This is a genomic window from Chryseobacterium mulctrae, assembly GCF_006175945.1.
GTDB classification, from domain to species: domain Bacteria; phylum Bacteroidota; class Bacteroidia; order Flavobacteriales; family Weeksellaceae; genus Chryseobacterium; species Chryseobacterium mulctrae.
Genome location: NZ_VAJL01000001.1, coordinates 2032247 through 2055901 on the forward strand (window position 1 = coordinate 2032247; position 23655 = coordinate 2055901).

Below are 23655 nucleotides of genomic sequence, written 5' to 3' on the forward strand. Positions count from 1 at the left end.
TTTAAAACTACATAAAAAATTAAGCCAAAAAAAGTAGCTTGTCTTTTTTATCTAAATTTTATTTTCAACCTGAACCTTACTTCCTGTTTCTTTAAGCATTAACGAAATAACAATTGCTAAAACAATTCCTCCAATCCAGAAAAAAAGAGAATTTTGAAAATGAATATTTGCTTCAGACAAACCTAAGTCTTTACCAAAAAAGCTACTAAACACAGGACTTAACAATGTAGTCACACCAAAAGTTATAAAATTGATTGCTCCTGTAGAGCTTCCTTTCACGTAATCCGGATTGGTTTCTTTTATCACAGAATACGGAATCATTGCCGCTCCCGAACCTAATCCTAAAATAAACATACTCACTTTTGCAGAATATAAATCTGGCAATACAATCATCTGCAACAAACTTAAGATCATTAAAACTGCACCGCCAATTAAAACAGGTTTTCTCCGCCCTATTTTATCTGTAATAAAACCTAACAAAGGACATCCGAAAACCCAACCAAAAGCAACCATCGCACTCGTTACTGCCGCATCATGAAAAGCAAACTGTTTGTCTTTTTCGAAAAAAGCAACCGCCCAAGTCATCGCAAAAATAGTTGTCGGAGCAAAAAGTAATCCTGAAATAATTCCGCAAAGCCAGGATTGAGGATTTTTAAAAACGATTTTATAAGGTTCCAAATATCCTAAATGTTTCGGCTCATCATCAGAAATGTTTTCGCTTTTCTGGTCTTTAGGAATAACAAAAAATAAACAAAATGCTGTAATAATAGTTGCCACTCCGGACCAAAGCCAAAAAGTATGAATACTGACTCCTGATTCTATCCATGGTCCAACCACAAACTGTCCCGCTGTTCCGCCCAACATTCCTATACATTGAGTAACTCCAATTGCTGTTGCCAAAGATTTTGACGAAAATCCTTTACTCGCAAGATAAACACATCCCGGAAAAGCAAATGCACAACCCGCTCCCTGCAAAAGCCTTCCTGAAACTCCCGCAAACTGGGTTGAAAGTAAAAATAACAAACATCCAATTCCTAAAATTAAAGTTCCTACAAAAAGAGATTTTTTTGCCCCGAATTTATCTAGAGCAATCCCCGCAATCAAGCTACAGGTAGAATATGTGTAGTAATAGGTTCCTATCATGCTGATAAGTTTCAGCTCGGTGGTATTGAAATTATCAACCAATTGAGGGATCATTACCGCAGGAGCAGACCGAATCACATAATCTAAAAAATAAAAGACCAATCCGAATGCCCAAGCGATGATATAGAATTTCTTCAGAGAACTACTCATTATAACTATTCTTTATTGTATTTGTAGATATATTTTGGCAGTTATTTACCAAAATTTTTAAACCATTTTATAGAAATCAAATGTAAGCATTTGTTAAGCTTCCAAAAGAATCAATGATTGTTTTCTGAGATTTAAATTAAACAAAAAACTCCACAATTTCTTGTGGAGTCATATTATTCTTAAAGAATTTCAATCTGATTTCTCAAAAGATCCTCAAATTCATCTCTTTTTCTGATTAAATGCGCTTTTCCGTCTAAGAAAAGAACTTCCGCAGGTTTTAATCTTGAATTAAAATTTGAACTCATTTCAAAACCATAAGCTCCTGCATTGTGGAATGCCAAAACATCGCCTTCTCTTACTTCATTCAGTTTTCTGTCCCAAGCAAAAGTATCGGTTTCACAAATATTTCCTACCACGGTATAAATTCTTTCCGCCCCTTTTGGATTAGATAAATTTTCAATCTGATGGTAAGAATCATAGAACATCGGACGAATCAAATGGTTAAATCCTGAATTTACTCCAACAAAAACGGTTGCAGTAGTTTGCTTGATGACATTAGCTTTCACTAATAAATAACCGCTTTTTCCAACTAAGAATTTTCCAGGTTCAAACCAAAGTTCGAATTTCTTCCCTGTAGATTTTGAAAATTCTGCGATTACTTTTTCTACTTTTTTACCTAAAGTTTTCACATCGGTTTCTTCTTCGCTGTCTTGGTAAGGAATTTTGAAACCACTTCCCATATCCAGGTATTTCAGATTCGGGAAATGTTCAGATAATTCAAGCATAATATCAAGAGCCTGAAGGAAAACATCCGGATCTTTGATTTCGCTTCCGGTGTGCATGTGAAGACCTTCTACATTCAGATTAGTAGATTTCATCACTCTTTCAATATGACGAACCTGATGAATAGAAATTCCGAATTTAGAGTCGATATGACCTGTAGAAATTTTGTAATTACCACCGGCAAAAATATGCGGATTGATTCTTACCAAAATTGGATAGGTGTTTCCGTATTTGTTACCGAATTGCTCAAGAGTAGAGATGTTATCGATATTGATATGAACTCCGTGTGTCATTGCTTCCTCAATTTCAGCCAAATCAACACAGTTTGGAGTGAACAAGATTTTCTCTTTCGGGAAACCTGCTTTTAGACCTAATTTAACTTCATTAATTGAAACACAATCCAAAGAAGCACCTAAGTTCTTTACATATTTTAAAATATTAATGTTGGTCAATGCCTTTGCAGCATAGAAGAACTTTGTGTGTTTTAAAAAAGAAGATGTAAGTTTCTCGTATTGGATTTTAATCGATTCTGCATCGTAAACATACACCGGTGTGCCAAATTCGCTGGCAATCTTTAATAATTCTTTTGAATTCATAATTTCAATTTTACATAAAAAAAGGCAGATTCTTCCCAAAAGAGTCTGCCGCAATAATTATTTTTTATGCAAGGCAACTCCTTAAATATTCCAAACCTTAGAGAACCTTACAGTTCCCTTTTTACCAGTTTTATTTTGTTTAAAATTTTGCATTGCTTTTTTTATTCTTTTGCAAAAGTACTATTTATTTTGCGAAAACATTAATTTGAAAAAAGTTTTCTTCTTGACCAAAATACAGATTCATCCAAAAAAGTTCTTTTATTTTGGTAACGGTAACGTCTCAAAATCACCTCGAAGCAGCGCCAATTGTAAATCATTGATGAGGTCGCCAGTCGGCAAAGGCAAGTCTATTTTCAGTTTTGAAATTTTACTCATGGTCTGAATTTGAGTAAACAATTCATAAAAACCATAAGAAGTCACTTTTCCGTTATCAATGATCAGGAAAAGTTTTTCACCAAGCTTTCTACCGCTTCCCAGCCAAAGCTCGTTTCTTTTTCTGAAATCGATCTTCTTTTTGAAAACATTGATGTCTTTAAATTCTTCTATTTTGCTGATAAACTGCACTGCTTTTGAGCCTTGTGTGAAAGCTTTAAATTTAAGGATTGGTTTTTCAGTTTTATTTAACGTATTTTTTTCGACTAAATATTTATTATTTCTAAAATACAGTCCGAAAGATAAAGTTTCTCTCTTTTTTATTCCTTTTGAATTTAAAATCAACTTGGCGATAATATCAGTTCCTGTCAATTCAAAATTGATTTGCTCAACCTCAGTCTGAATATTTTCCCATTTTTTTGATTTAGAATTAAAAAGCTTTTTAGAAAACTTATTAATATCCTGCACATAATCTGAAAAAATAATCTTTCCGGCTTCATTCTGGAAATACACAAACCCTTTTTCACTTGGTAAATCCTGAGTTAATAGCTTGATTTTATTAATGTAAGTTTTAGCATTCGTTTCCTCATGCTGCTCCTGAATAATCTCGTTATTCGTATCTTTTGAAAGTAATAATTTAAACAATTCTAAAGTTGCTCTTGCATCACCTTCTGCACGATGCGCATTAACCAACGGAATTCCTAATGATTTCACCAGTTTCCCCAAAGAATAACTAACCTCATCCGGAATCAGCTTTTTCGCTAAAGGAATTGTATCTAAAGTATTGATTTTAAAATCATAACCAAGCCTTTGAAATGATTGACGAAGCATTCTGTAATCGAAATCGATATTATGACCTACCAAAGTTGTTCCTTCCGTGATTTCCACTACTCTTTTAGCCAATTCATGGAATTTCGGAGCAGTTTTCACCATTTTCGGGCTAATATTCGTCAACTTTTGTACAAAGGGAGTAATCTCGCTTTCCGGATTAACGAGCGAAATAAATTGGTCTACGATTTTGTGACCGTCATATTTGAAAATGGCGATATCGATAATGCATTCTTTTCTAAAACCTGCACCATTGCTTTCTATATCTATAATTGAATACATTATAATCTAACTTAATCTTCTATAATCAAAAATCAAACCTTTTGAAATTTTGATTTTACTAAAAGGCAATTCTGCTAAAATAATGAAATTACTAAGAAATCCAAAAACCAACCACTCAAAATACTATCTTTTTCTTCCGCCCAAGCCAAACATTCCCAGAATCGCTTTTGCACCTTCTCTCATTAGAGTATTGGCGAAAGTTCTTCCTGCACTGCTTTTAAGAACCTGCTCAAACATTCCGGGTTCTTCTTTGATGGGTTTTGTTTTTTGGGTTGGAGCCGAATTTTCAACAGCCTGTTCCATTCTTCTTACTAAAATTTCGTAGGCAGATTCGTTGTCGATTGGTTTTTCATATTTTGAAACTAAAGCAGATCTTGATGTTAATTCTGAAACTTCTGCATCATTCAACACATCCATTCTTGATTCTGGAGAAATCAGATACGTGTGAACAAGCGGTGTTGGAATTCCCTTTTCATCCAAAGCGGTGATAAAAGCTTCCCCAATTCCTAAATTCTGTATCAACTCAGAAGCATTGTAAAACTCTGTTGTAGGATAATTTTCTACAGCTTTAGAAATCTCTTTTTTATCTTTTGCAGTAAAACCTCTCAATGCATGCTGGATTTTTAAACCCAATTGTGAAAGCACATTTTCAGGAACATCACCAGGAATCTGAGTAATAAAGTAAATTCCGACCCCTTTAGAACGAATCAGTTTTACCATCGTTTCTATTTGTGAAACCAATGCTTTTGAAGATTCATCAAAAATCAAGTGCGCCTCATCAATGAAGAGAACCAATTTTGGTTTTCCACTGTCGCCTTCTTCTGGGAAAGTCATATAAATTTCAGCAAAAAGTGAAAGCATAAATGTGGAAAACAGTTGTGGCTTGTTTTGAATATCGGCAACTCTTAAAATATTGACAACTCCTTTTCCATCTCTTGTTTCCAATAAATCGTGAACATCGAAACTCAGTTCACCAAAGAAATCTGCGGCACCTTGTTGTTCCAAAGCTACAATCGACCTCAACATTGCGCCTAAAGAAGCTGGAGCAATAGAACCATAATTGGCAGACAATTCTGCTTTACCTTGCGGATTGTCGGTTACATATTGCAGAACTTTCTTTAAATCGTTTAAATCAATTAACGGTAAACCTTTGTCATCACAATATTTAAAAACAATTGACATGATGCTTTGCTGAGTATCATTCAATTCTAAAATCTTGCTTAACAAAACAGGTCCAAATTCGGTAACCGTTGCACGCAATTTCACACCTTTTCCACCCGAAATGCTCATCAATTCTACGGGAAAAGCCTGCGGATTGTATGGAAGCTGTGTTTTTGCATATCGTTCTTCAATGATAGGATTCATTTGTCCCGCCTGTGCAATTCCCGAAAAATCACCTTTGATATCTAAAACCAAAGACGGAATTCCTGCATGAGAAAGCTGTTCTGCGAAAACCTGAAGTGTTTTTGTTTTTCCGGTTCCGGTAGCTCCGGCAATCAAACCATGACGGTTAATGGTTTTTAAAGGAATGGTAACGTTGACTTCAGTAACCACTTCACCATCCAACATTCCTTTTCCTAAAATAATATGTTCTCCTTTTGGAGTATATCTTGTAGAAAGTTCTTCGATAAATTTTGTTTTGTCTGCCATTTGATATTTTTAACACCTAAAGATAAAGTTTTTTGTAAAAGTTTTAATAATCTCTTTTACTTTATCACATTCATTTTTACAGTTTGTAATAAAATAAATTTAAATTAGCAGTTAGAGCAGATTTCAGAAGATAATCTCTCAAAAAAGTAATAAACATATCTGAGTGAATGATCAACCTGAAAACAAATCTAGAAAAGGTAATTTAAAATTGATAAATATATCTCTGAAAATTCCAATGAAATTTTATAAGATCTTTTATAATTTAGACTAAATAAGTCTTTATAGATTTATTCTATTACAACAGATATTTTATTTTAGCGGGTATTAAAAAATAAAATCCGATTTTTGTAGATTAAAGAACAAAAAATTCTCACCCTAAAGATGAAAATTGAGCAAATATATACAGGCTGTTTAGCACAAGGCGCATATTATATCGTATCAGAAAATGAAGCAGCAATCATAGATCCGCTGAGAGAAGTAAAACCATATCTTGATCGTCTTGAAAAAGACAATGTCACTTTAAAATATATTTTTGAAACTCATTTTCATGCAGATTTTGTTTCGGGGCATTTAGATTTAAGCAAAAAAACCAACGCTCCTATTGTTTACGGACCCACTGCACAGCCTGAATTTGAAGCGATTATCGCTGAAGACAACCAGATTTTTGAAATCGGAAACATCAAAATAAAAGTACTTCACACTCCGGGTCACACGATGGAAAGTACGACCTATCTTTTAATTGACGAAAACGGTGTAGAAACTGCCATTTTCACAGGTGATACTTTGTTTTTAGGTGATGTAGGGCGACCTGATCTTGCTCAGAAAGCGGGAAGTGTTACACAGGAAGATCTTGCAGGAATTTTATATGAAAGTTTACACAGTAAAATTCTTCCTTTAGATGACAGTATTACGGTTTATCCGGCTCATGGAGCGGGCTCTGCTTGTGGGAAAAACATGCAGAAAGAGACCGTAGATATTTTAGGAAATCAAAAAAGAACAAATTACGCACTGAATCAGCCTGATAAAGAATCATTCATAAGAGAAGTTTTAGATGGATTAACTGCTCCACCTAAATATTTCGGGATGAATGTTGCCATGAACAAAGGTGGTTACGATAGTTTAGATACGGTGATGGACAGAGGTTTAAATCCTATTTCGGTAGAAGATTTTGAAAGTTTTGCTGAAGAAACCGGAGCTTTGATTTTAGATACAAGAGGGCCTGCAGATTTTCATAAAGGATATATTCCAAATGCAATTAATATCGGTTTAAAAGGTGATTTTGCACCGTGGGTAGGAAGTCTTATTGTAGATGTAAAACATCCTCTACTACTGGTTTCTGACGAAGGAACTGAAGAAGAAGTTATAACAAGATTAAGCAGAGTTGGTTTTGACAATGTTTTAGGATATTTAAAAGGTGGGTTTGAAGCTTGGAAAAATTCAACAAAAGAAATCGACGAAGTAAAAAGAATTTCCCCTGCCGAATTTGCAGAAGCATTTAATGAAAATTCAAAAATTATTGATGTAAGAAAAATCGGAGAATATTCGGCGGAACATATCGACAACGCTTACAGCAGACCTTTAGATACCATCAGCGACTGGGTTTCTACCATTGATGATTCTGAACATTTCTTCTTGCATTGTGCAGGAGGTTACAGAAGCATGATTGCGGCAAGCATCCTTAACTCGCACGGAATCAGGAATTTCACAGAAATAGAAGGCGGTTTTAACGGCATCAAAAAAACAGAAAAACTTCCTGTTTCAGATTTTGTATGTCAATCTAAAACATTGTAGATGAAAGTAAAAATAGGTACGCTAATTCTGATTTCAGTATTTGCGTTAAATAGTTGTAAAACAAAAGCGGTATCTGACAATACCATTAAAACCAATATCAAGGAAGTTGTAAAAAGCTCCGATGTTGTTTTGGTTGACGTAAGAATTCCGGAACAATACTCTGAAGCAACAGCGAAAGATGCTGTAAATATTCCTTTGGCTGAACTTCAAAATAATATTGAAAATCTGAAAGGAAAAAAAGTAGTGGTTTTCTGCAACAAAGGCATACAGGCGGATCAGGCTGTAGAAATTTTGAAGAAAAACAGAGTTGAGGTTTATGACGGAACCACCTGGAAAAATGTAAAAGCCATTCAGGAAGAAAAATAATAAAAACGAAATACGATGTCTCAAAAATTCCAAGAAATAATAGATTCTGAAAGACCGGTTTTAATCGATTTTTTTGCTACTTGGTGTCAACCATGCAAAGTGCAGTCGTCGGTTCTGAATACAGTGAAAGAAAACGTTGGCGAAAAAGCCAGAATTATAAAAATTGATGTCGATCAATATCCTTCAATCGCTTCTCAGTATGGAGTGCGTGGAGTTCCTACATTGGCGGTTTTTAAAAAAGGAGAATTGCTGTACAAAGAAAGCGGCGTGCATGATGTGAATCGATTGACGCAACTGTTGGAACAGTATATGTAAAAATGTTAAGCCTAAATATTGGCTTAGAAAAAAGGCTTAGATTATAAAATCTAAGCCTTTTATTTTTTTTGAAACAGTATTTAATTCTAAAAACGGATTAGTTTTTAATCACTTTTTTAGAAATTATCTGCCCGTTTTTCAATTGTAATTCAACAATATAAACTCCTTTCTGAAGCTGTTGCATATTGATTGTATTATTTGAAAACTGTACATTCATTTTTTGTCCTACAACATTGGTAACGTTCACTTTATCGATATCAGAATCTGTTTTAATATTTAAAATTCCGTTCGTAGGATTTGGGTAAATTCCAATAACATTTCTTTTGATATCTGAAGTTCCCAAACCAGTTGTAACATTTTTTATACATCTTACAGATTGACCCTGAGCTCTTGGTCCGCCAGCTGAAGGATTTCCAATAGTAGTACCTACATAAAAATACTTAGCTCCTAGTCCGGTTGTGGTTGAGCTCCAGAAATAACCTCTTTGTCCCACATAATCAAAAGTACCATCTACAAAAGATCGGTTACCTCCGGCTGGAAGTTTAAGTTTACTTGCGTATGCAGTTGCAGGATTATTTATTCCTTCAGCGTTTTTAGTAGCAGTCCAGTCTGCCTGTGACGGCATCTTCCAATCCTGTCCTATTGCTTTACAAGGATCTGCTCCATTGGTTGAGCTAAAAGAATTAGAAGTCGCTGTCCATTGATCACTAAGATCGTTTCCTCCCCACCATGATCCGAGAATGAATGAAGTGGAATTATTCAAACCTATAGGAGTGTTTGGTGAAGGAACATTAGCCATTGCTGAATTTCTGTTTTGGTGACCATCATCCCATCTTCCCCACTGGAAAAGATCACCAAAAGATTCTGAATCTGCCATAGAAGTCGCCACTTGTCTACTTCCTAAGTTTTGCTGAAGCCAAACTTTACCATCTGATCCTCTTACTGTCGTGTAAGTTACTTGCTGACCTTTGTAAGTGAAAGTTACACAGCTTGTATCTCCTGGATTCATTCCGGGATCTGCGTTATTACATGTAGGTGTTGTAGTAGGCAATTGAACCCTCTTCACTCTTACTCCATTTTGAGAATAAGTAAGAACCAAAGTATTGTTTACTGCGTCACATTGTAAATCATTATATAAAGCGGTACCATCTGATACAAAATCTCCACCAAAAGTTGTCCACGTATTGGTTGTTGCATCAAATTCGTAAACTGTGTTTTTCCCTCCGTTTACAGCCCACCCACTTGCTACAGTATACAGTTTACCAGAAGGAGTAACCGCAATAGAAACATTATACAAGTCATTTGAAATTCCAAAATCGGCGTTACCAACCTGTACCCAGTTTGTTCCGTCAAATTTCTTCACATTCAGCCTTCTATTATTTGCTGCTGTTGATGAATATACAACATACAAAGTATTGTCTGAGCCCATTGCAATATCCGAAGTTGCATTTGCACCCTCTGTGAATGCGCTACCCACTGAAGCTCCACCAACTAAAGACCACGCATCCGTTGCAGATGCGGTTAAATTATTTTCGAAAACTCTTACTCCGGATGCAATATGACAAACATAAACCTTTCCGTTTGTTCCGATAACCATTTCTGCATGAGTTGGATTTCCCCCTGCAATATTTGTAGGACCTACTTGTTCCCAAGCTCCGTTGACCAGTCTTTTTACAGTTCCTGAACCTACAGAAGCATACACATACGGAATACCATTCGGAGCTACTGCCGATGCCTGATAATTTGTTGTATCTGTAAATGGAAGAGAAAGTAAACTCCATGATGTTCCGTCAAATTTTCTTACTTCCATTCCTGAGTTGGGATAACCCCATTGATTGGTATAATACACATTTCCAGAAGTATCTAATGAAAGCGAATTATAGGTTCCAGTCGCAGTAGTAATTCCTGCATTTCCTCCAAGATATGACCATGAAGTTCCGTTAAATTTCTGTACAGAACCTTTTTGAACAGCAACATCATAATAAGAAACATAATAATTTCCCTGTGCATCAATCGCCAGATTATTATAACTACTTCCACCTGTGGAAATACTTCCCGCAGAACCTACATCAACCCATTGTTGAGCATTCAGTAAACCTATTGCGATAGAGAGGACACCAAATCCGGCTCCCATTCTTTTTATTTTTGATTGTAAATTTTTAAACATAAATAATTCTATTTTTATTTATTCTAAATTATTTTATAATTTTCGGCAAAATTAATCCTGAAACCAAATAAAGAGTTATCATTTCCCATTTTTTAGTTATCATATCAAACATGATGATTGTCATTCATCTGATTGTAAAAGCATTAGACGGCAATTTCAAAAAGAAACAACCGTCTAAAGCGAGTCAAATATTAAATGAATGTTAGTTTTTAATCACTTTCTTAGAAATTTTTTGTCCGTTTTTCAATACTAATTCTACAATATAGACTCCGCTTGGTAATCCTTGCATATTAATTTGATTATTCGAATATTGAATTTTCAATCTTTGCCCGACAACATTGGTTACGTTTACGGCATTAACTTCAGAATCTGTTTTAATATTTAAAATTCCATTGGTTGGGTTAGGATAAACTCCGATGGTTACTTTTTTAATTTCTGAAGTACCCAATCCGATGGTAACATCTTTTATACATCTTACAGACATTCCTGCATCTCTGCTTGCGCTGTTAGACAAAGTTGAGAATCCACTGATATATAAATGTTGACCAGATCCTGTATAAGGTGACGCTGATGAAGACCAAAGATAAAGTCGTGTTCCAGGAGAGAAAATACCGCTGTAGTCTTTCATTCCTGCAGGAATCAGTTTTAAATGACTTGAAAGTGCCGAATTATATTCTGAAATATTTTCTGCGGTCATAGCTGCGTCAATTTCTCCAACGGTTGGAAGTCTCCAATTTAAACCGATTGCTTTACAAGGATCCGCTCCATTTGTTGAGGTTGCAGATGAAGCATTTTCAGCCATCCAGGTATCAGAACTAGTTCCTCCAGACCAGAAATTTGATGACGAATTATACGCTACGGAATGGAAAGTTGCATTTCCTCCGTTTAACCCTGAAGGATTATTTGGTGAAGGAGCTGAAGCTGATAAAGATGAATTTCTCAACTGATGACCATCATCCCATCTTCCCCATTGGAAAAGATCTCCATATGCATCTGAATCTGTAAGTGAAGTTGCCACCTTTGTACTTCCCAGATTTTGTTGAAGCCAGATTTTACCATCCGTTCCCCTGACCGTAGTGTAAGTGACCGATTGACCTCTGTAGTTAAAGGTTACACAACCAATATCTCCCGGATTGGTTCCCGGATCTGTATTATTACAAACCGGAGTTGAAGGTTCCAGAGAAATTCTTTTAACCTTTGTAAAATCCTGAGAATAGGCTAAAACAAGAAAATTATTTGCATTATCAACTGCCAAATCGTTATAAGTTGCTTCATCATCAGAAATAAAATCACCCCCAAACGTAGACCAAGTATTGGTAGCTGTATCTAGTTGATAGGCAGTATTTCTCAAAAAATTATCATCTTCCCAACGACTTGCTACAACATAAGGTTTCCCTGCAGATGTTACTGCAATTGCAACATGCTGAACCCCTCCCGAAGAAAAATAAGCATTCCCAACTTGCTCCCAACTAGTGCCGTTGAATTTCTTAACATTTACTTTTCTAGAATTTGCAGAGTTTGAGACATAAGCAACATACAAATTGTTATTGTTATCGATTGCAACATCTGAAGTATATTGTTCACCTGATGATGATGCATCTACAATACTTCCACCTACCAAGTTCCAATTATCAGAAGTTGTAGCGGTTGTTGTATTTTCATAAACCCTTACTCCACTCGCTACATTACAAGTATACACTTTATTATTTGTGCCAATGACCATTTCCGCAAATGCGGCTCCATTAGAAAAACCAACATTTCCAACCTGTTCCCAAGCTCCATTCACCAATCTTTTTACAATTCCTGAACTTTGAGTGCTGTATGTAAACAATGTTCCAGACGGAGCAACCGCTGAAGCGTGATAATTAATCGTTGAAGTTGTCGGGCTTACCAATTGCGTCCATGAATTTCCGCTAAACTGGCGAACTTCTAACCCATTTCCTTGATTGGTATAATAAAGATCTGTTCCCGTAGAATTAATCGATAATGAATTGAAAGTTGCATAACTTGAGGTAATTCCTGCACTTCCTCCCAAGTAAGACCATGAAGTTCCGTTAAATTTCTGAACTGAACCTTTCTGAACCGAAACATCATAATACGAAAGATAATAGTTCCCTACATTATCAATCACTAAATTATTATAACTGCTTCCTCCTGCAGAAACATTTGCTGATGAACCCACATTTTGCCATTGTTGAGCTTTTACAAAATCACTTGATGCAATCGATAGCACAAAAACACTTAAGCTGAGTTTTGCAACTGAAAAATATAAATTTCTAAACATAATACATATTGTTTTTAATTATTCTAAATTTAATTTACTTTTGCAAAAGTAAATTGCATCTTAAATCCCTAGTTATCATTTTCAAATTTTCACTTATCGGATGCAGGCTCTTACTTGAGTAATATGGAAACAAAAACACTTCGAACAATTAAACAGACGAAAAGAGGATTACTATTTAAATCTGAGGACATTAAAGTGATTTTTAATGAAGATGCAACGAATGAAAATTACTTACAATCTTATTTTATTGAAGGAGAATCTAGTTTTAATTTGTTGTTTTTACTGAGTCTCAACATCAATTTGCAGGCTTCAGATTGTGGCACTCAATTTAAATTCAAAAAGAATCAGTACATCCTTCATTATTCTTCTTCGGAAAACCGGGCTGAGTTATGGACAGAAAATCAGGAAGTTTTAAAATACATTCAGATACAGGTCAATTATAAATACATTTTTGATTTAATTGATCCTCATTCTACTATTGAAAGCGCAGAAATTCTGGAAAATATGAAGAATAACAATTTTATTTTTCTTCATAAACAGACTCCACCAAATATGACGGTGGAAATGCATATGATCTTAAAGGAGATTTTGGGATATTCTAAAAAAGGAATAATGCAGAAACTCTTTATTGAAGCCAAAATTATCAAACTTTTAATTCTGATATTTGAACAGTTTAACGAAAAAGATATTGAAGAAGATCTATCTAAAACTCCTGAAACAATCAAGAAATTTTTAGATGAAAACTATCATAAGAATCTAAAAATTGAAGAGATTTCAAAAATAATAGGCATCAATCAGAATAAATTGAGAAAAGAATTTAAAGAGCAATATCAAACGACCATTGTAAATTACATTTCAGAGCTCAGAATGCTGAAAGCTAAAAAAATGATCGTTAACAATAGAATTATGATTAAAGAAATTGCAATAGAATGCGGCTATGAATATGTTCAGAATTTCACCCGAGCCTTCAAGAAAAAATTCGGAGTATCACCGGAAAAACTGAGATTGGGATAAAAAAAGAAAAACCACTAAAATAAATTTAGTGGTTTAATATATGTTGTTTTGCTTTGATATTACTTCCTCGGAATTCATGTGAGAAAGCAATGACAATCAATTAATGATGTCCGTGATCGTGTCCGTGGCTTTCGTGAATGAAAGGACCATGACCTTTAGGCTGGCTGAAAATAACTTCAACACCTTCCTGCTCAGTAAGCAATTTACTTCTGATCTGTTCCGGATCAAAAGGTTTTACTTTACCAAAATATTCTTTCAAACCTTCAGTTAACCACAAAGGAATGATAAAACCGAAAAACATTAAGATACACCAGAATCCTACAAGGAACATACATACGAAATAAATTGTCCAAAGGAATTGGTAAAACGGCCAAAATGCTGATAACATCATGTTTCTTAAATTTTAAGCAAAAGTAGGGCTTTTTTCTTTTTCATCAAAAGATATAGAACCTAAATTTTGCAATTTATTTTTATTTTAAACTAATTAATCGAGATATTAGAAGTTAGATTTTAGATATTAGATGACAATTGCTAGTCTAAAATTCTTACATCTACCTTTTAATCCTAAATTTTAATGGGCAAGATTTGCAAAGAAATCATTTCCTTTATCATCAGTGATGATGAATGCAGGGAAATCTTTTACTTCAATTTTTCTTACCGCTTCCATACCTAATTCAGGGAAATCTACTACCTCAACCGACAAAATATTATCTTTTGCCAAAATTGCAGCAGGTCCACCGATCGAACCGATGTAGAAACCGCCATATTTATGACAAGCGTTGGTTACATCAGCGGTTCTGTTTCCTTTTGCCAACATCACCATACTTCCGCCATGACTTTGGAACTCGTCTACATAAACATCCATTCTTCCAGCTGTTGTTGGTCCGAAACTTCCTGAAGCCATGCCTTCCGGAGTTTTTGCCGGTCCTGCATAATAAATCGGGTGATTTTTAAAATATTCAGGCATTGGTTTTCCGGCATCCAATAATTCTTTGATCTTTGCGTGAGCAATATCTCTTGCAACGATCAAAGTTCCGTTTAATTTTAATCTAGTTTTGATTGGATATTTCGAAAGTTCAGCCAAAATTTCAGGCATTGGTTTATTCAAATTAATTTCAACCGCTTCTTCCAAATGTGGCGGAGTTGCAGGTAAAAATCTTTTCGGGTCTTGCTCCAATTGCTCTAAGAAAATACCGTCTTTGGTAATTTTTCCTTTAATATTTCTGTCTGCAGAGCAAGAAACTCCCATTCCAACCGGACAAGATGCTGCGTGACGCGGTAATCTGATTACTCTAACATCATGCGTTAAATATTTTCCACCAAACTGAGCCCCAATTGCACTTTCCTGGCAAATCTTCTGAACTTTTGCTTCCCATTCCAAATCTCTGAAAGCCTGACCCGCTTCATTTCCTTCAGTCGGAAGGTTGTCATAATATTTTGCTGATGCTTTTTTCACAGCAGCCAAATTGGCTTCCGCAGAAGTTCCTCCGATCACCAAAGCTAAGTGATAAGGCGGACAAGCCGCTGTTCCCAAATCTGAAATTCTTTCTTTTACAAAAGCTTCCAAAGATTTTTCATTCAACAAAGATTTTGTCTTTTGATAAAGGAAAGTTTTATTAGCCGAACCTCCACCTTTTGTTAAAAATAAAAACTCGTAATAATCTCCTTTTTTAGCATAAATATCAATTTGTGCCGGAAGATTTGAACCAGAATTCTTTTCATCAAACATTGTTAAAGGAACCACCTGAGAATATCTTAAGTTTCTTTTTTGGTAGGTATTGTAAATTCCTTTGCTTAAATATTCACCATCGTCAACTCCTGTGTAAACATTCTCACCTTTTTTACCCATTACAATTGCCGTTCCTGTATCCTGACAAGAAGGTAAAGCTCCTTCCACAGCAACCGCAGCATTTTGCAATAAATTATAAGCAACAAATCTGTCGTTATCAGTCGCTTCAGGATCATCGATAATTCTTCTCAAACTTTCTAAATGCGAAGAACGAAGCATGAAAGAAACGTCTGCCATTGCTTCTTCAGCCAGCAATTCCAATCCTTTCGGATCTACCGTCAAAATTTCTCTTTCCCCATGCTTTTCAACCTTCACGTAGTCTGAAGTCAATTTTTTGTATTCCGTATCATCTTTTAAAATTGGATACGGATCTTGATATTTAAAATCCATTTACTTTCTATTTCAGTGCAAAAATACGGCTTACGAAAAAAAACATGAGCAAAATCAGCGACTTATCATCGTATTTATAATGATTATAAATTGCGAGGTTTTTTATTATTGAGTAATTTTATAAATTAAGGTTGAGGTTAAGATTTAGGTTGAGTTTTACCTTAAACTTAATCTCAGCCTTAACCTTTAATAAAAAAATTTCAATCACAATGAATTACAGAATAGAAAAAGACACTATGGGTGAAGTGCAGGTTCCTGCAGACAAATTTTGGGGCGCACAAACGGAACGCTCAAGAAACAATTTCAAAATCGGTCCGGAAGGTTCTATGCCTCACGAAATTATCGAAGCTTTTGCTTATTTAAAAAAAGCGGCAGCATTTACCAACACGGATTTGGGAGTTCTTTCGGCTTCAAAAAGAGATATGATTGCTAAAGTTTGCGACGAAATCTTGGAAGGCAAACTGAATGACCAATTTCCTTTGGTGATTTGGCAAACCGGTTCAGGAACACAATCGAATATGAATGTGAACGAAGTGGTTTCAAACAGAGCACACGCAAACAATGGCGGAACTTTAGGCGATAAATCAGAAGTTCATCCAAATGACGATGTGAATAAATCTCAGTCTTCCAACGATACTTATCCAACTGCGATGCATATTGCAGCTTACAAAAAAGTAGTTGAAGTAACTATTCCTGCAGTTGAGAAACTAAAAAATACGTTGAACGAAAAAGCCGTTGCTTTTAAAGACATTGTAAAAATCGGAAGAACCCATTTGATGGATGCAACTCCGCTTACTTTAGGACAAGAATTCTCAGGATATGTTGCTCAGTTAAACTACGGAATCAAAGCGTTGAAAAACACATTACCTCATCTTTCTGAACTTGCTTTAGGAGGAACTGCGGTAGGAACAGGATTGAACACTCCAAAAGGTTATGATGTAAAAGTAGCGGAATATATTGCAAAATTCACTAACCTTCCTTTTGTAACGGCAGAAAATAAGTTTGAAGCTTTGGCTGCACATGATGCTATTGTAGAAACTCACGGAGCTTTAAAACAATTGGCGGTTTCTTTATATAAAATTGCTCAGGATGTAAGATTACTGGCTTCAGGACCTCGTTCCGGAATTGGTGAAATTCATATTCCTGAAAACGAACCTGGCTCTTCTATTATGCCCGGAAAAGTAAATCCTACTCAAAACGAAGCTTTAACAATGGTTTGTGCACAAGTTTTAGGGAATGACACAACCATTTCTTTTGCAGGAACTCAGGGAAATTATGAACTGAATGTTTTCAAACCGGTAATGGCTTACAATTTCTTACAATCAGCCCAATTGATTGCCGATGCATGTATTTCATTCAATGACCATTGTGCAGTCGGAATTGAACCGAACCATGAAAGAATTAAAGAATTAGTTGACAAATCTTTGATGTTGGTAACCGCTTTGAACACACACATTGGCTATGAAAATGCAGCAAAAATTGCAAAAACCGCTCACAAAAACGGAACAACTTTAAAAGAAGAAGCCATCAATCTTGGCTTTGTAACTTCTGAACAATTTGACGAATGGGTAAAACCAGAAGACATGGTGGGAAGCTTGAAATAAGGCTCAAAACATCAAACAAAAACACTCCGTAGAAAATCCTGCGGAGTGTTTTTGTTTGTTAATGTGAATGTTGATTTTTACTACTCAATTCTTATGCCAAATTGAGATATTCGTTAGTTTGTCATGAAATTATTTTTTAGTGAAAAATTGTATGGCTTCCTGAATGTTTTTGTCTTGCAATAAATCATCAAAATTATCTTCTTTCGAAATGATAATATCCGGAGGTATTTGCTTGTAATAATTTCCATTTCTATCGCAATCATACCCTGTACTCATTGGCATTATTGCATCAAAAGGTAGCGTTACAACCATATTGGAAGTAGTTTTTCCTAAGGTTTTTTCTCCAATAAAAATTGTGTTTGCTCTTCCTTTAAAAGCTAAAGCGGTCACTTCACCAGAACTTGCCGTTAATCCACCAATAAGTACAGCAACTTTAGATTTATCGATCAATTCACCTTTGGGTTTTATATAAGCCGATTTCTTTTCTCCCTGATCATAAACTCCTTTATTCAATTTAGTCGAGTTAATCAACTTTTTATCTATACCAAGAGTTCCCCAAACCACATTATCTCCCAACAAATCATATAAAGCTAACAACATTGGTGTAGAATTTCCACCTGTATTAAAACGAAGATCTACAATCCAACCTTCCAATTTATTATTCGTTTTCAATTCTGCTATTTTGTCATATAAAGGCTGAGCAATTTTATGAACATTTTCAGAACTAAAATCATTAAATGAAATACTTGGCATTAAAATATAACCATACTTTTCATCTAAAACTTTTGCTTCGAATTGTGGCTTTGTAGTAAACTTTGTCATCCATTGCTTGCTGAAATTTTCCCATGAAATCTCTACTGAAGGACCGTAATTTTTCCCTTGATAGGTTACTTTAGAATGATCTGCTCCAATTTTATCAAATAAAACCTTCACTTCTTTTAAAGAACTTTTAAAATCTTTTGCCGTTTCAAGGTTTTTAAATGTTTCTGTTTTTAATTTTTTCCAATCGTAATCTTCTTTATAGATATACGCAACTTCTAATGCTTTAAAAATTTTATCATAAAAAACTTTTGTACTATCCTGCAAAGTTTTCAACTTTTGTGCATTTACATTCAGCACAAAACACAGCAAGCAAATTAATCCTAAAGCTTTTTTCATTATTTATTCGTTAGCTTAAATTACCATCCCAAAGCAACTCCGAAAACCAAAGCTTTGTCGTTTGGAAAATAAGAGCCTTTAAAGTAATTGCTGAAATCTTTTTTCACGAAAAGAGAAAGGTTATCATAAGAAAGCGTAAACTGTGCTCCGTAAACAAAAGGATTTACCTGATAATTTGATTTATCTCTGAAACCCTGACTGTCACCTTTCACAATATTATTCGATGCCATTTTAATTCCGCCATAAACATTCGCTCCCACTCTGAAACCGTCTGAATAAGGTCTGTACTGAACATCCATTCCTGCACTTTTCAGCTTAGAAAAATTATATTGAAAACCAAGCGGAACCATAATGTAACCCGTTCTTAATTTAGCTTTATCAAGACTTCCTTCATATTTTGTAAGAAAAACATCTCCGTTTTGTTTCGCAAAAATCATATTATTATCTGTACGAACGGTTCTCCAGGAAAAACCTAAACCAGAAATCAATCCCCATGGACTGGTTCTGCTGAATTGATAATTAAATTTCAAACCAAATTCAAGGTTATTGGCGTAACCCAAATTTTTATCTAAATCATTATCTGCTTTATCATTCGTCAAAGTCATGATTCCGTAAGAGAAATATCCATCAAGATTTTTTGTAGGACGGAACTTCTTCAATAATTTTTCTTTTAATTCTTCGTTTGAAGTTACATCAGAATTCAACAAAGAATATCTTACCTGCTTCTGAATTACCTGATCTAAATCAAATCCTAAGCTTTCAATTCTTGCATCAATTTTTTGAGAATAACTGTCTGCAACCTGAGCTTTTTGCTTGTCGAATTCTGCTTTATCTAAATTTTTAGCCTGCAGAACCAACAATTCACTTTCCATCTGTTTCTTTTCTTCCTGAATAATTGTATTGATTTTCGCAGCGTATTCTTCGACTTTCTCTTTTACAATCGGGCTTACCGTAGTATCTTCTTTTGACTGAAGGTTTAAGCTTAACGATTTTCTTTGTGCATTTATTGAGGTCGCAACAAGGCACAACATTCCTGTGATGATAAATTTCTTAATCATGATATTATATTTTTTTAGTTTAAATTGGATTATTTTGTATTGAGGTCGATCGTCGCAACATTGCTTCCATCCTTAGATTTTTCGATAACATCTTTATGCTCTACCGAGAAAAGCAGCGTAGAAGGATCTACATATCTTTTTTTCTTCTGAATTTTAGCAGAATCAGATTTTGCCATGATTTTCGTTGGCGGATTCAGTGTTATCTGAGAAGCAATTCCTGAAGGATTTTCTTTAATTAATGTCAAATTATTCTTTACAGGAACTATTTTTTCTATTTTTTCTTCTGAAGGAATATTTTTTATTTGAGTTAATTTACCCTGATCTTCTTTTACAATAATTTCCTGTGAATTTATTTTTTCGGGTTGTGTTATTGTACTTTCTTCATTTAAAGAAGGTGTTTTAACTGTTTCAGCAACCTGCACTTTTGGTTCGGCTTCATTATTAAAAAACAAAACTGCTCCCAAACCAAATACCAAAACAAAACATGCGGCAAGCAAAACCCAGTTCAGGTTAGATTTTTTTGAACTAGTATTTTCGGTTTGAGACTGAATTTCAGACCACAAATCTCTTGCAGGAGTCACTTCTCGCTCATCAATTTGTTTTTTGATCTGATATTCTAAATTATTTTTAAACGTGTTCATTTTTAAGTTTTTTTTGTTGTTGAAAGTAAATCTTTCTCAATTTTTCTTTTGCTCTGAAGAGTTGGGTTTTGCTTACTGCCAAAGAAATATTTAGCGTATCTGCAATTTCCTGATGCGAATATTCTTCAATCACATAAAGGTTGAAAACCATTCTGTAAGCATCCGGAAGCTGATCTAAAAGTTCCTGAGCATTAAAATCAAAATCTATTGCCTCTTCATGCAAATCTTCCAAAACAGATGCGTGAACATCATCCAGATAGAAAACCGTTTTACGGCTTTTGATAAAATTGAGACATTCGTTGACTACAATTTTTCTCGCCCATCCTTCAAAATTTCCTTCACCGCGAAAGCTTTCTATATGTTTAAAAATTTTACAAAATGCTTTAATCACGCAATCTTCCGCCTGATACAAATCGCTGACATAGCTTTTTGCCACACTCAGGAATTTTTTTACACTTTGGTCATAAAAGATTTTCTGCGCAGCAGGATCCTGCTTCTTCAGCCGGCTCAGCAAATCTTCTTTTTTATTTTTAAACAAAAGCTTCATGGTTTATTCTGTTTCTATAGTAAAGACAGTGAAATTTTGAAATGGTTACAGAAATTTTTATTTTTTCAATTAAATCAATGTAACTCACTGAAAATTAACGCCAAAAATTAAATTATTTATTCAAATATTTTTACAACAAAAGAAAGATATACTGTAAAAGATGTTCAAAAACAAACAAAGCAATAAAAAAAAGTCTACATTTTGCAGACTTTTGATTCACTTATTTTCAATTTCATCTTTTGTTTCTTTTATGGTTAAAAACACAATGATGATTAGATAGATTTTTCTTCAGAAACAATTTCTTGTTTTCCTGAATTTACCTGATCTTCAAAATATTTTTCAAGATCACGTAAAGTTTCAGGAGTTGTCTGAATATCACGCACAACTTCACCTTTATTCACCACCACAATTCTATTACAAACTTCTGTGGTATGCGCAAGATCGTGACTGGAAATTAAAAATGTCACTCCGTTTTCATTTGCAAAATCACGGATCATATTTTTAAGCTTGATCTGTGTAGAAGGATCAAGATTAGCAAAAGGTTCATCCAAAATAATAATTTCAGGCTTTCCGATTAACGCACCGACAATCCCTACTTTTTTTTGATTTCCTTTTGAAAGATCACGAACGTATTTTCCTGCATTTACGATTTCTCCGTTAAATAAATCATGAAACTGCTTTAAAAACTCATCTACAGAAGCTTTATTCTGTCCTCTCAATTCACCAATGAAATAGAAATATTCTTCAGGAGTAAGATATCCAATCAGAAATGTCTCATCGATAAAAGCAGAAACTTTATTTTTCCAGGCTTCAGATTCGTTTACTTTAATCCCGTCAACGCTTACAAATCCCGTTGTAGGTTGAATCAAATCAAGCATTAAGCTGAAAAGCGTTGTTTTCCCGGCTCCGTTGTTTCCTACCAAACCAAAGGTTTCGCCTTTTGTAATTTCAAGATTTTCTATATTAAGAACGGTTGATGTACCGTAAGTTTTCTTTAAATTTTGTATTGTAATCATGTTGTTGAATGTTGGGTGTTTGATGTTGGGTGATGATATTAAATAATTAATTTACATTTCAATTACCATGGGTTCCACCCACGGCTATTTCAGTTTGACCTCTTCGAGGTCCACAAAGTCTTATATTTAATTTTTTAACTTGGCTCTTTTAACTTTTGCCTAGGCTCTTCAAAAATTAATCTTTTTTGAACGCTTCCAAAGTGCTGTACTTTTCCGTTTTATATTTTTTGATAATAATATCGAATATTTTTTCACGGAAGATAAATCCTAAAAGACCTAAAATTCCGACAGAAATTACGGCAACAGAAATTCCGAAGAAATAATTCATCAATCCGTAAACAGCCATTGGTAAAAGCATTTTGGGAATCATTAAAATAAATGCTTTGAAAGTGATTGTATTTTTTTGTCCGAATCTTTTTTCTTTAGAATTAAGATCAATTAAATTTTTATTGTACGCCCCCGACCAAAGTGTAAATTGAGAATTCACACCAATATTATATAATCCTGCAGCAAAAAATGCGAAGTAAACATTCCAGCCAAAATAGGCATAAAACAAAGCAATGACAATCGAAATTGCAGTAACAATATTCATCAGCCACCATTTTCCTTTAAGATATTCTTTATAAGGAACGTTCAGCGTCATCATCAACGGATAATATGCACTGTCAAAAGCCGGAACCCTTTGCCCGAAAGTAAACTGGAAACCTCCCGTTACAAAAAGCCCCATAAACATCATCATGGTTGGTGTTCTGTAGATGTCATTAGAAAACATCAAAAGTCCGTAAAAAATAAACATAAAGCTTCCGATAAGAACGCCTTTTGTGACTTTATTACGTTTCAGCATTTTAATATCGTTATTGATAAAAGTTCCGATCGCTCCATATTTATTAAGGAAAGCAATATTTTCGGTTTTTCCGATTTCTTTTTTGGCTTCAAGACCTTCGTCCAGATAAAAGCTTTTTCGGATATAATTAAAGGTGATTTTCCAAAGGCTGAAAAAGAGCATTACAGGAACTACAGCAAAGTAAGGTCTCTCGTAAAGATTATAGAAAAACTTTTCTGAGTAAGCTAAAACAGGAACAATTTCATAATAATTTAAAGCCGCAAAACCAGCAATCAGAACTCCTACGCCGATTGCAATATTTTCTTTATCATTAAATAAAAGATTGATGAAATTATTAAGGTAAAACAACGAAGAAACTCCTATAAACCAAGTGAAAATCCCCAGAAAACCATAACTATTAAAAGCTAAAATTCCGCAAAATGTTACAATAAATATTGAATTAAACCAGCTAAGTGGCGTAAGGAATGTTTTAATTAATGTATAATTGACAACAACTTTTTTAGGAATATTCAGCGTAAGAAAAGGCTTGATATTCTGTGTCGGAATCTGCTGAATCATATATTTAAAAACTAAATCTATCAACCAGCCAATAATCATGAAACGCGAAATGATTTTCAACGGATCTTCCTTCATTTCTTCCTGTACATAGAAGTACGCAATAAAAGACATCATTGCAAGCCATAAAATGAAGAAGCAAATCCCGATCATTCTGAAAATCTTCATGGCAAGATTGATCCCTACCGAAGATCCTCTAAAAAAACTTTTCCATTCCAGCTTCAAAAATCTTTTAAACATAATTTACTTTTTAAATATTAGTAAAGAAAAGTTTAAAAATGTTACAGAATTTGTCACTAAATATGGGGATAG

Annotated in this window: 19 protein-coding genes; 5 read left to right on the forward strand and 14 right to left on the reverse strand. The window is 34.5% G+C overall.

Annotation, left to right across the window (positions count from 1 at the left end):
- Nucleotides 1-51: 51 nt before the first annotated feature.
- The 4 genes from FDY99_RS09140 to FDY99_RS09155 all read right to left on the reverse strand — a co-directional run bounded on the left by FDY99_RS09140 (nucleotide 52) and on the right by FDY99_RS09155 (nucleotide 5804).
- Complete coding sequence (locus tag FDY99_RS09140) at nucleotides 52-1293, reverse strand: MFS transporter (RefSeq protein WP_139420895.1); 1242 nt, start codon at nucleotides 1291-1293, stop codon at nucleotides 52-54.
- A gap of 179 nt (nucleotides 1294-1472) precedes the next feature.
- On the reverse strand, nucleotides 1473-2672 hold the full coding sequence (gene lysA / locus FDY99_RS09145; RefSeq protein ID WP_180982805.1) for a diaminopimelate decarboxylase: 1200 nt from the start codon (nucleotides 2670-2672) through the stop codon (nucleotides 1473-1475).
- A gap of 258 nt (nucleotides 2673-2930) precedes the next feature.
- Nucleotides 2931-4154, reverse strand: coding sequence for a 3'-5' exonuclease (locus FDY99_RS09150; protein ID WP_139420897.1), 1224 nt, complete (start codon nucleotides 4152-4154; stop codon nucleotides 2931-2933).
- A 123-nt stretch (nucleotides 4155-4277) separates the two neighbouring features.
- On the reverse strand, nucleotides 4278-5804 hold the full coding sequence (locus tag FDY99_RS09155) for a helicase HerA-like domain-containing protein (protein ID WP_139420899.1): 1527 nt from the start codon (nucleotides 5802-5804) through the stop codon (nucleotides 4278-4280).
- A gap of 381 nt (nucleotides 5805-6185) precedes the next feature.
- Between FDY99_RS09155 and FDY99_RS09160 the strand changes: the two genes are divergently transcribed.
- From FDY99_RS09160 to trxA, 3 genes are read left to right on the forward strand one after another with little or no spacing between them, the layout of a single operon-like run.
- Nucleotides 6186-7595, forward strand: a complete 1410-nt coding sequence (locus FDY99_RS09160; protein ID WP_139420900.1) for an MBL fold metallo-hydrolase — start codon at nucleotides 6186-6188, stop codon at nucleotides 7593-7595.
- Nucleotides 7596-7961: a rhodanese-like domain-containing protein gene (locus FDY99_RS09165; RefSeq protein WP_139420902.1), complete on the forward strand. Its 366-nt coding sequence runs from the start codon at nucleotides 7596-7598 to the stop codon at nucleotides 7959-7961.
- Nucleotides 7962-7976: 15 nt separating this feature from the next.
- Nucleotides 7977-8276, forward strand: coding sequence for a thioredoxin (gene trxA, locus FDY99_RS09170; RefSeq protein WP_066678943.1), 300 nt, complete (start codon nucleotides 7977-7979; stop codon nucleotides 8274-8276).
- 97 nt (nucleotides 8277-8373) lie between these two features.
- Here the strand turns inward: trxA and FDY99_RS09175 are convergent, their stop codons facing one another.
- Nucleotides 8374-10443 carry a T9SS type A sorting domain-containing protein gene (locus tag FDY99_RS09175; protein ID WP_139420904.1) on the reverse strand — a complete coding sequence of 690 codons (2070 nt, stop codon included), beginning with the start codon at nucleotides 10441-10443 and terminating at the stop codon, nucleotides 8374-8376.
- Between the two features lie 202 nt (nucleotides 10444-10645).
- A complete protein-coding gene (locus FDY99_RS09180; protein WP_139420905.1) occupies nucleotides 10646-12727 on the reverse strand; it encodes a T9SS type A sorting domain-containing protein in 2082 nt (693 codons plus the stop codon).
- A 123-nt stretch (nucleotides 12728-12850) separates the two neighbouring features.
- Here FDY99_RS09180 and FDY99_RS09185 point away from each other — a divergent pair, with 123 nt between their 5' ends.
- The gene (locus tag FDY99_RS09185; RefSeq protein WP_139420907.1) at nucleotides 12851-13741 is read left to right on the forward strand and encodes a helix-turn-helix domain-containing protein; all 891 of its coding nucleotides are present in this window, start codon (nucleotides 12851-12853) and stop codon (nucleotides 13739-13741) included.
- Nucleotides 13742-13841: 100 nt separating this feature from the next.
- On the opposite strand, the gene FDY99_RS09190 is transcribed toward FDY99_RS09185, so the two are convergent.
- Entirely contained in the window at nucleotides 13842-14132 is a 291-nt protein-coding gene (locus tag FDY99_RS09190) for a hypothetical protein (protein WP_074230732.1), read from the reverse strand.
- Nucleotides 14133-14312: 180 nt separating this feature from the next.
- Complete coding sequence (locus tag FDY99_RS09195) at nucleotides 14313-15920, reverse strand: fumarate hydratase (protein ID WP_139420909.1); 1608 nt, start codon at nucleotides 15918-15920, stop codon at nucleotides 14313-14315.
- 209 nt (nucleotides 15921-16129) lie between these two features.
- Here FDY99_RS09195 and fumC point away from each other — a divergent pair, with 209 nt between their 5' ends.
- Nucleotides 16130-17524: a class II fumarate hydratase gene (gene fumC / locus FDY99_RS09200; protein WP_139420911.1), complete on the forward strand. Its 1395-nt coding sequence runs from the start codon at nucleotides 16130-16132 to the stop codon at nucleotides 17522-17524.
- Between the two features lie 129 nt (nucleotides 17525-17653).
- Here the strand turns inward: fumC and FDY99_RS09205 are convergent, their stop codons facing one another.
- From FDY99_RS09205 to FDY99_RS09230, 6 genes are all read right to left on the reverse strand, one after another.
- Nucleotides 17654-18682 carry a S41 family peptidase gene (locus FDY99_RS09205; RefSeq protein WP_139420913.1) on the reverse strand — a complete coding sequence of 343 codons (1029 nt, stop codon included), beginning with the start codon at nucleotides 18680-18682 and terminating at the stop codon, nucleotides 17654-17656.
- A gap of 20 nt (nucleotides 18683-18702) precedes the next feature.
- Nucleotides 18703-19740, reverse strand: coding sequence for an outer membrane beta-barrel protein (locus FDY99_RS09210; protein WP_139420915.1), 1038 nt, complete (start codon nucleotides 19738-19740; stop codon nucleotides 18703-18705).
- Nucleotides 19741-19769: 29 nt separating this feature from the next.
- Nucleotides 19770-20381, reverse strand: a complete 612-nt coding sequence (locus tag FDY99_RS09215) for a hypothetical protein (RefSeq protein ID WP_139420917.1) — start codon at nucleotides 20379-20381, stop codon at nucleotides 19770-19772.
- Nucleotides 20368-20928 carry an RNA polymerase sigma factor gene (locus tag FDY99_RS09220; protein ID WP_074230726.1) on the reverse strand — a complete coding sequence of 187 codons (561 nt, stop codon included), beginning with the start codon at nucleotides 20926-20928 and terminating at the stop codon, nucleotides 20368-20370. Before FDY99_RS09220 ends, FDY99_RS09215 begins: the two co-directional genes overlap by 14 nt.
- A 272-nt stretch (nucleotides 20929-21200) precedes the next feature.
- Entirely contained in the window at nucleotides 21201-21944 is a 744-nt protein-coding gene (locus FDY99_RS09225; protein ID WP_139420919.1) for an ABC transporter ATP-binding protein, read from the reverse strand.
- Between the two features lie 175 nt (nucleotides 21945-22119).
- Nucleotides 22120-23583, reverse strand: a complete 1464-nt coding sequence (locus FDY99_RS09230; RefSeq protein ID WP_139420921.1) for a DUF5687 family protein — start codon at nucleotides 23581-23583, stop codon at nucleotides 22120-22122.
- Between the last annotated feature and the right edge of the window lie 72 nt (nucleotides 23584-23655).

What these genes read in the sequence shown, in the direction of transcription:
- FDY99_RS09140 (WP_139420895.1), bottom strand. Translation starts at nt 1,293, where the DNA reads ATGAGTAGTTCTCTGAAGAAATTCTATATCATCGCTTGGGCATTCGGA.
- lysA (WP_180982805.1), bottom strand. Translation starts at nt 2,672, where the DNA reads ATGAATTCAAAAGAATTATTAAAGATTGCCAGCGAATTTGGCACACCG.
- FDY99_RS09150 (WP_139420897.1), bottom strand. Translation starts at nt 4,154, where the DNA reads ATGTATTCAATTATAGATATAGAAAGCAATGGTGCAGGTTTTAGAAAA.
- FDY99_RS09155 (WP_139420899.1), bottom strand. Translation starts at nt 5,804, where the DNA reads ATGGCAGACAAAACAAAATTTATCGAAGAACTTTCTACAAGATATACT.
- FDY99_RS09160 (WP_139420900.1), top strand. Translation starts at nt 6,186, where the DNA reads ATGAAAATTGAGCAAATATATACAGGCTGTTTAGCACAAGGCGCATAT.
- FDY99_RS09165 (WP_139420902.1), top strand. Translation starts at nt 7,596, where the DNA reads ATGAAAGTAAAAATAGGTACGCTAATTCTGATTTCAGTATTTGCGTTA.
- trxA (WP_066678943.1), top strand. Translation starts at nt 7,977, where the DNA reads ATGTCTCAAAAATTCCAAGAAATAATAGATTCTGAAAGACCGGTTTTA.
- FDY99_RS09175 (WP_139420904.1), bottom strand. Translation starts at nt 10,443, where the DNA reads ATGTTTAAAAATTTACAATCAAAAATAAAAAGAATGGGAGCCGGATTT.
- FDY99_RS09180 (WP_139420905.1), bottom strand. Translation starts at nt 12,727, where the DNA reads ATGTTTAGAAATTTATATTTTTCAGTTGCAAAACTCAGCTTAAGTGTT.
- FDY99_RS09185 (WP_139420907.1), top strand. Translation starts at nt 12,851, where the DNA reads ATGGAAACAAAAACACTTCGAACAATTAAACAGACGAAAAGAGGATTA.
- FDY99_RS09190 (WP_074230732.1), bottom strand. Translation starts at nt 14,132, where the DNA reads ATGATGTTATCAGCATTTTGGCCGTTTTACCAATTCCTTTGGACAATT.
- FDY99_RS09195 (WP_139420909.1), bottom strand. Translation starts at nt 15,920, where the DNA reads ATGGATTTTAAATATCAAGATCCGTATCCAATTTTAAAAGATGATACG.
- fumC (WP_139420911.1), top strand. Translation starts at nt 16,130, where the DNA reads ATGAATTACAGAATAGAAAAAGACACTATGGGTGAAGTGCAGGTTCCT.
- FDY99_RS09205 (WP_139420913.1), bottom strand. Translation starts at nt 18,682, where the DNA reads ATGAAAAAAGCTTTAGGATTAATTTGCTTGCTGTGTTTTGTGCTGAAT.
- FDY99_RS09210 (WP_139420915.1), bottom strand. Translation starts at nt 19,740, where the DNA reads ATGATTAAGAAATTTATCATCACAGGAATGTTGTGCCTTGTTGCGACC.
- FDY99_RS09215 (WP_139420917.1), bottom strand. Translation starts at nt 20,381, where the DNA reads ATGAACACGTTTAAAAATAATTTAGAATATCAGATCAAAAAACAAATT.
- FDY99_RS09220 (WP_074230726.1), bottom strand. Translation starts at nt 20,928, where the DNA reads ATGAAGCTTTTGTTTAAAAATAAAAAAGAAGATTTGCTGAGCCGGCTG.
- FDY99_RS09225 (WP_139420919.1), bottom strand. Translation starts at nt 21,944, where the DNA reads ATGATTACAATACAAAATTTAAAGAAAACTTACGGTACATCAACCGTT.
- FDY99_RS09230 (WP_139420921.1), bottom strand. Translation starts at nt 23,583, where the DNA reads ATGTTTAAAAGATTTTTGAAGCTGGAATGGAAAAGTTTTTTTAGAGGA.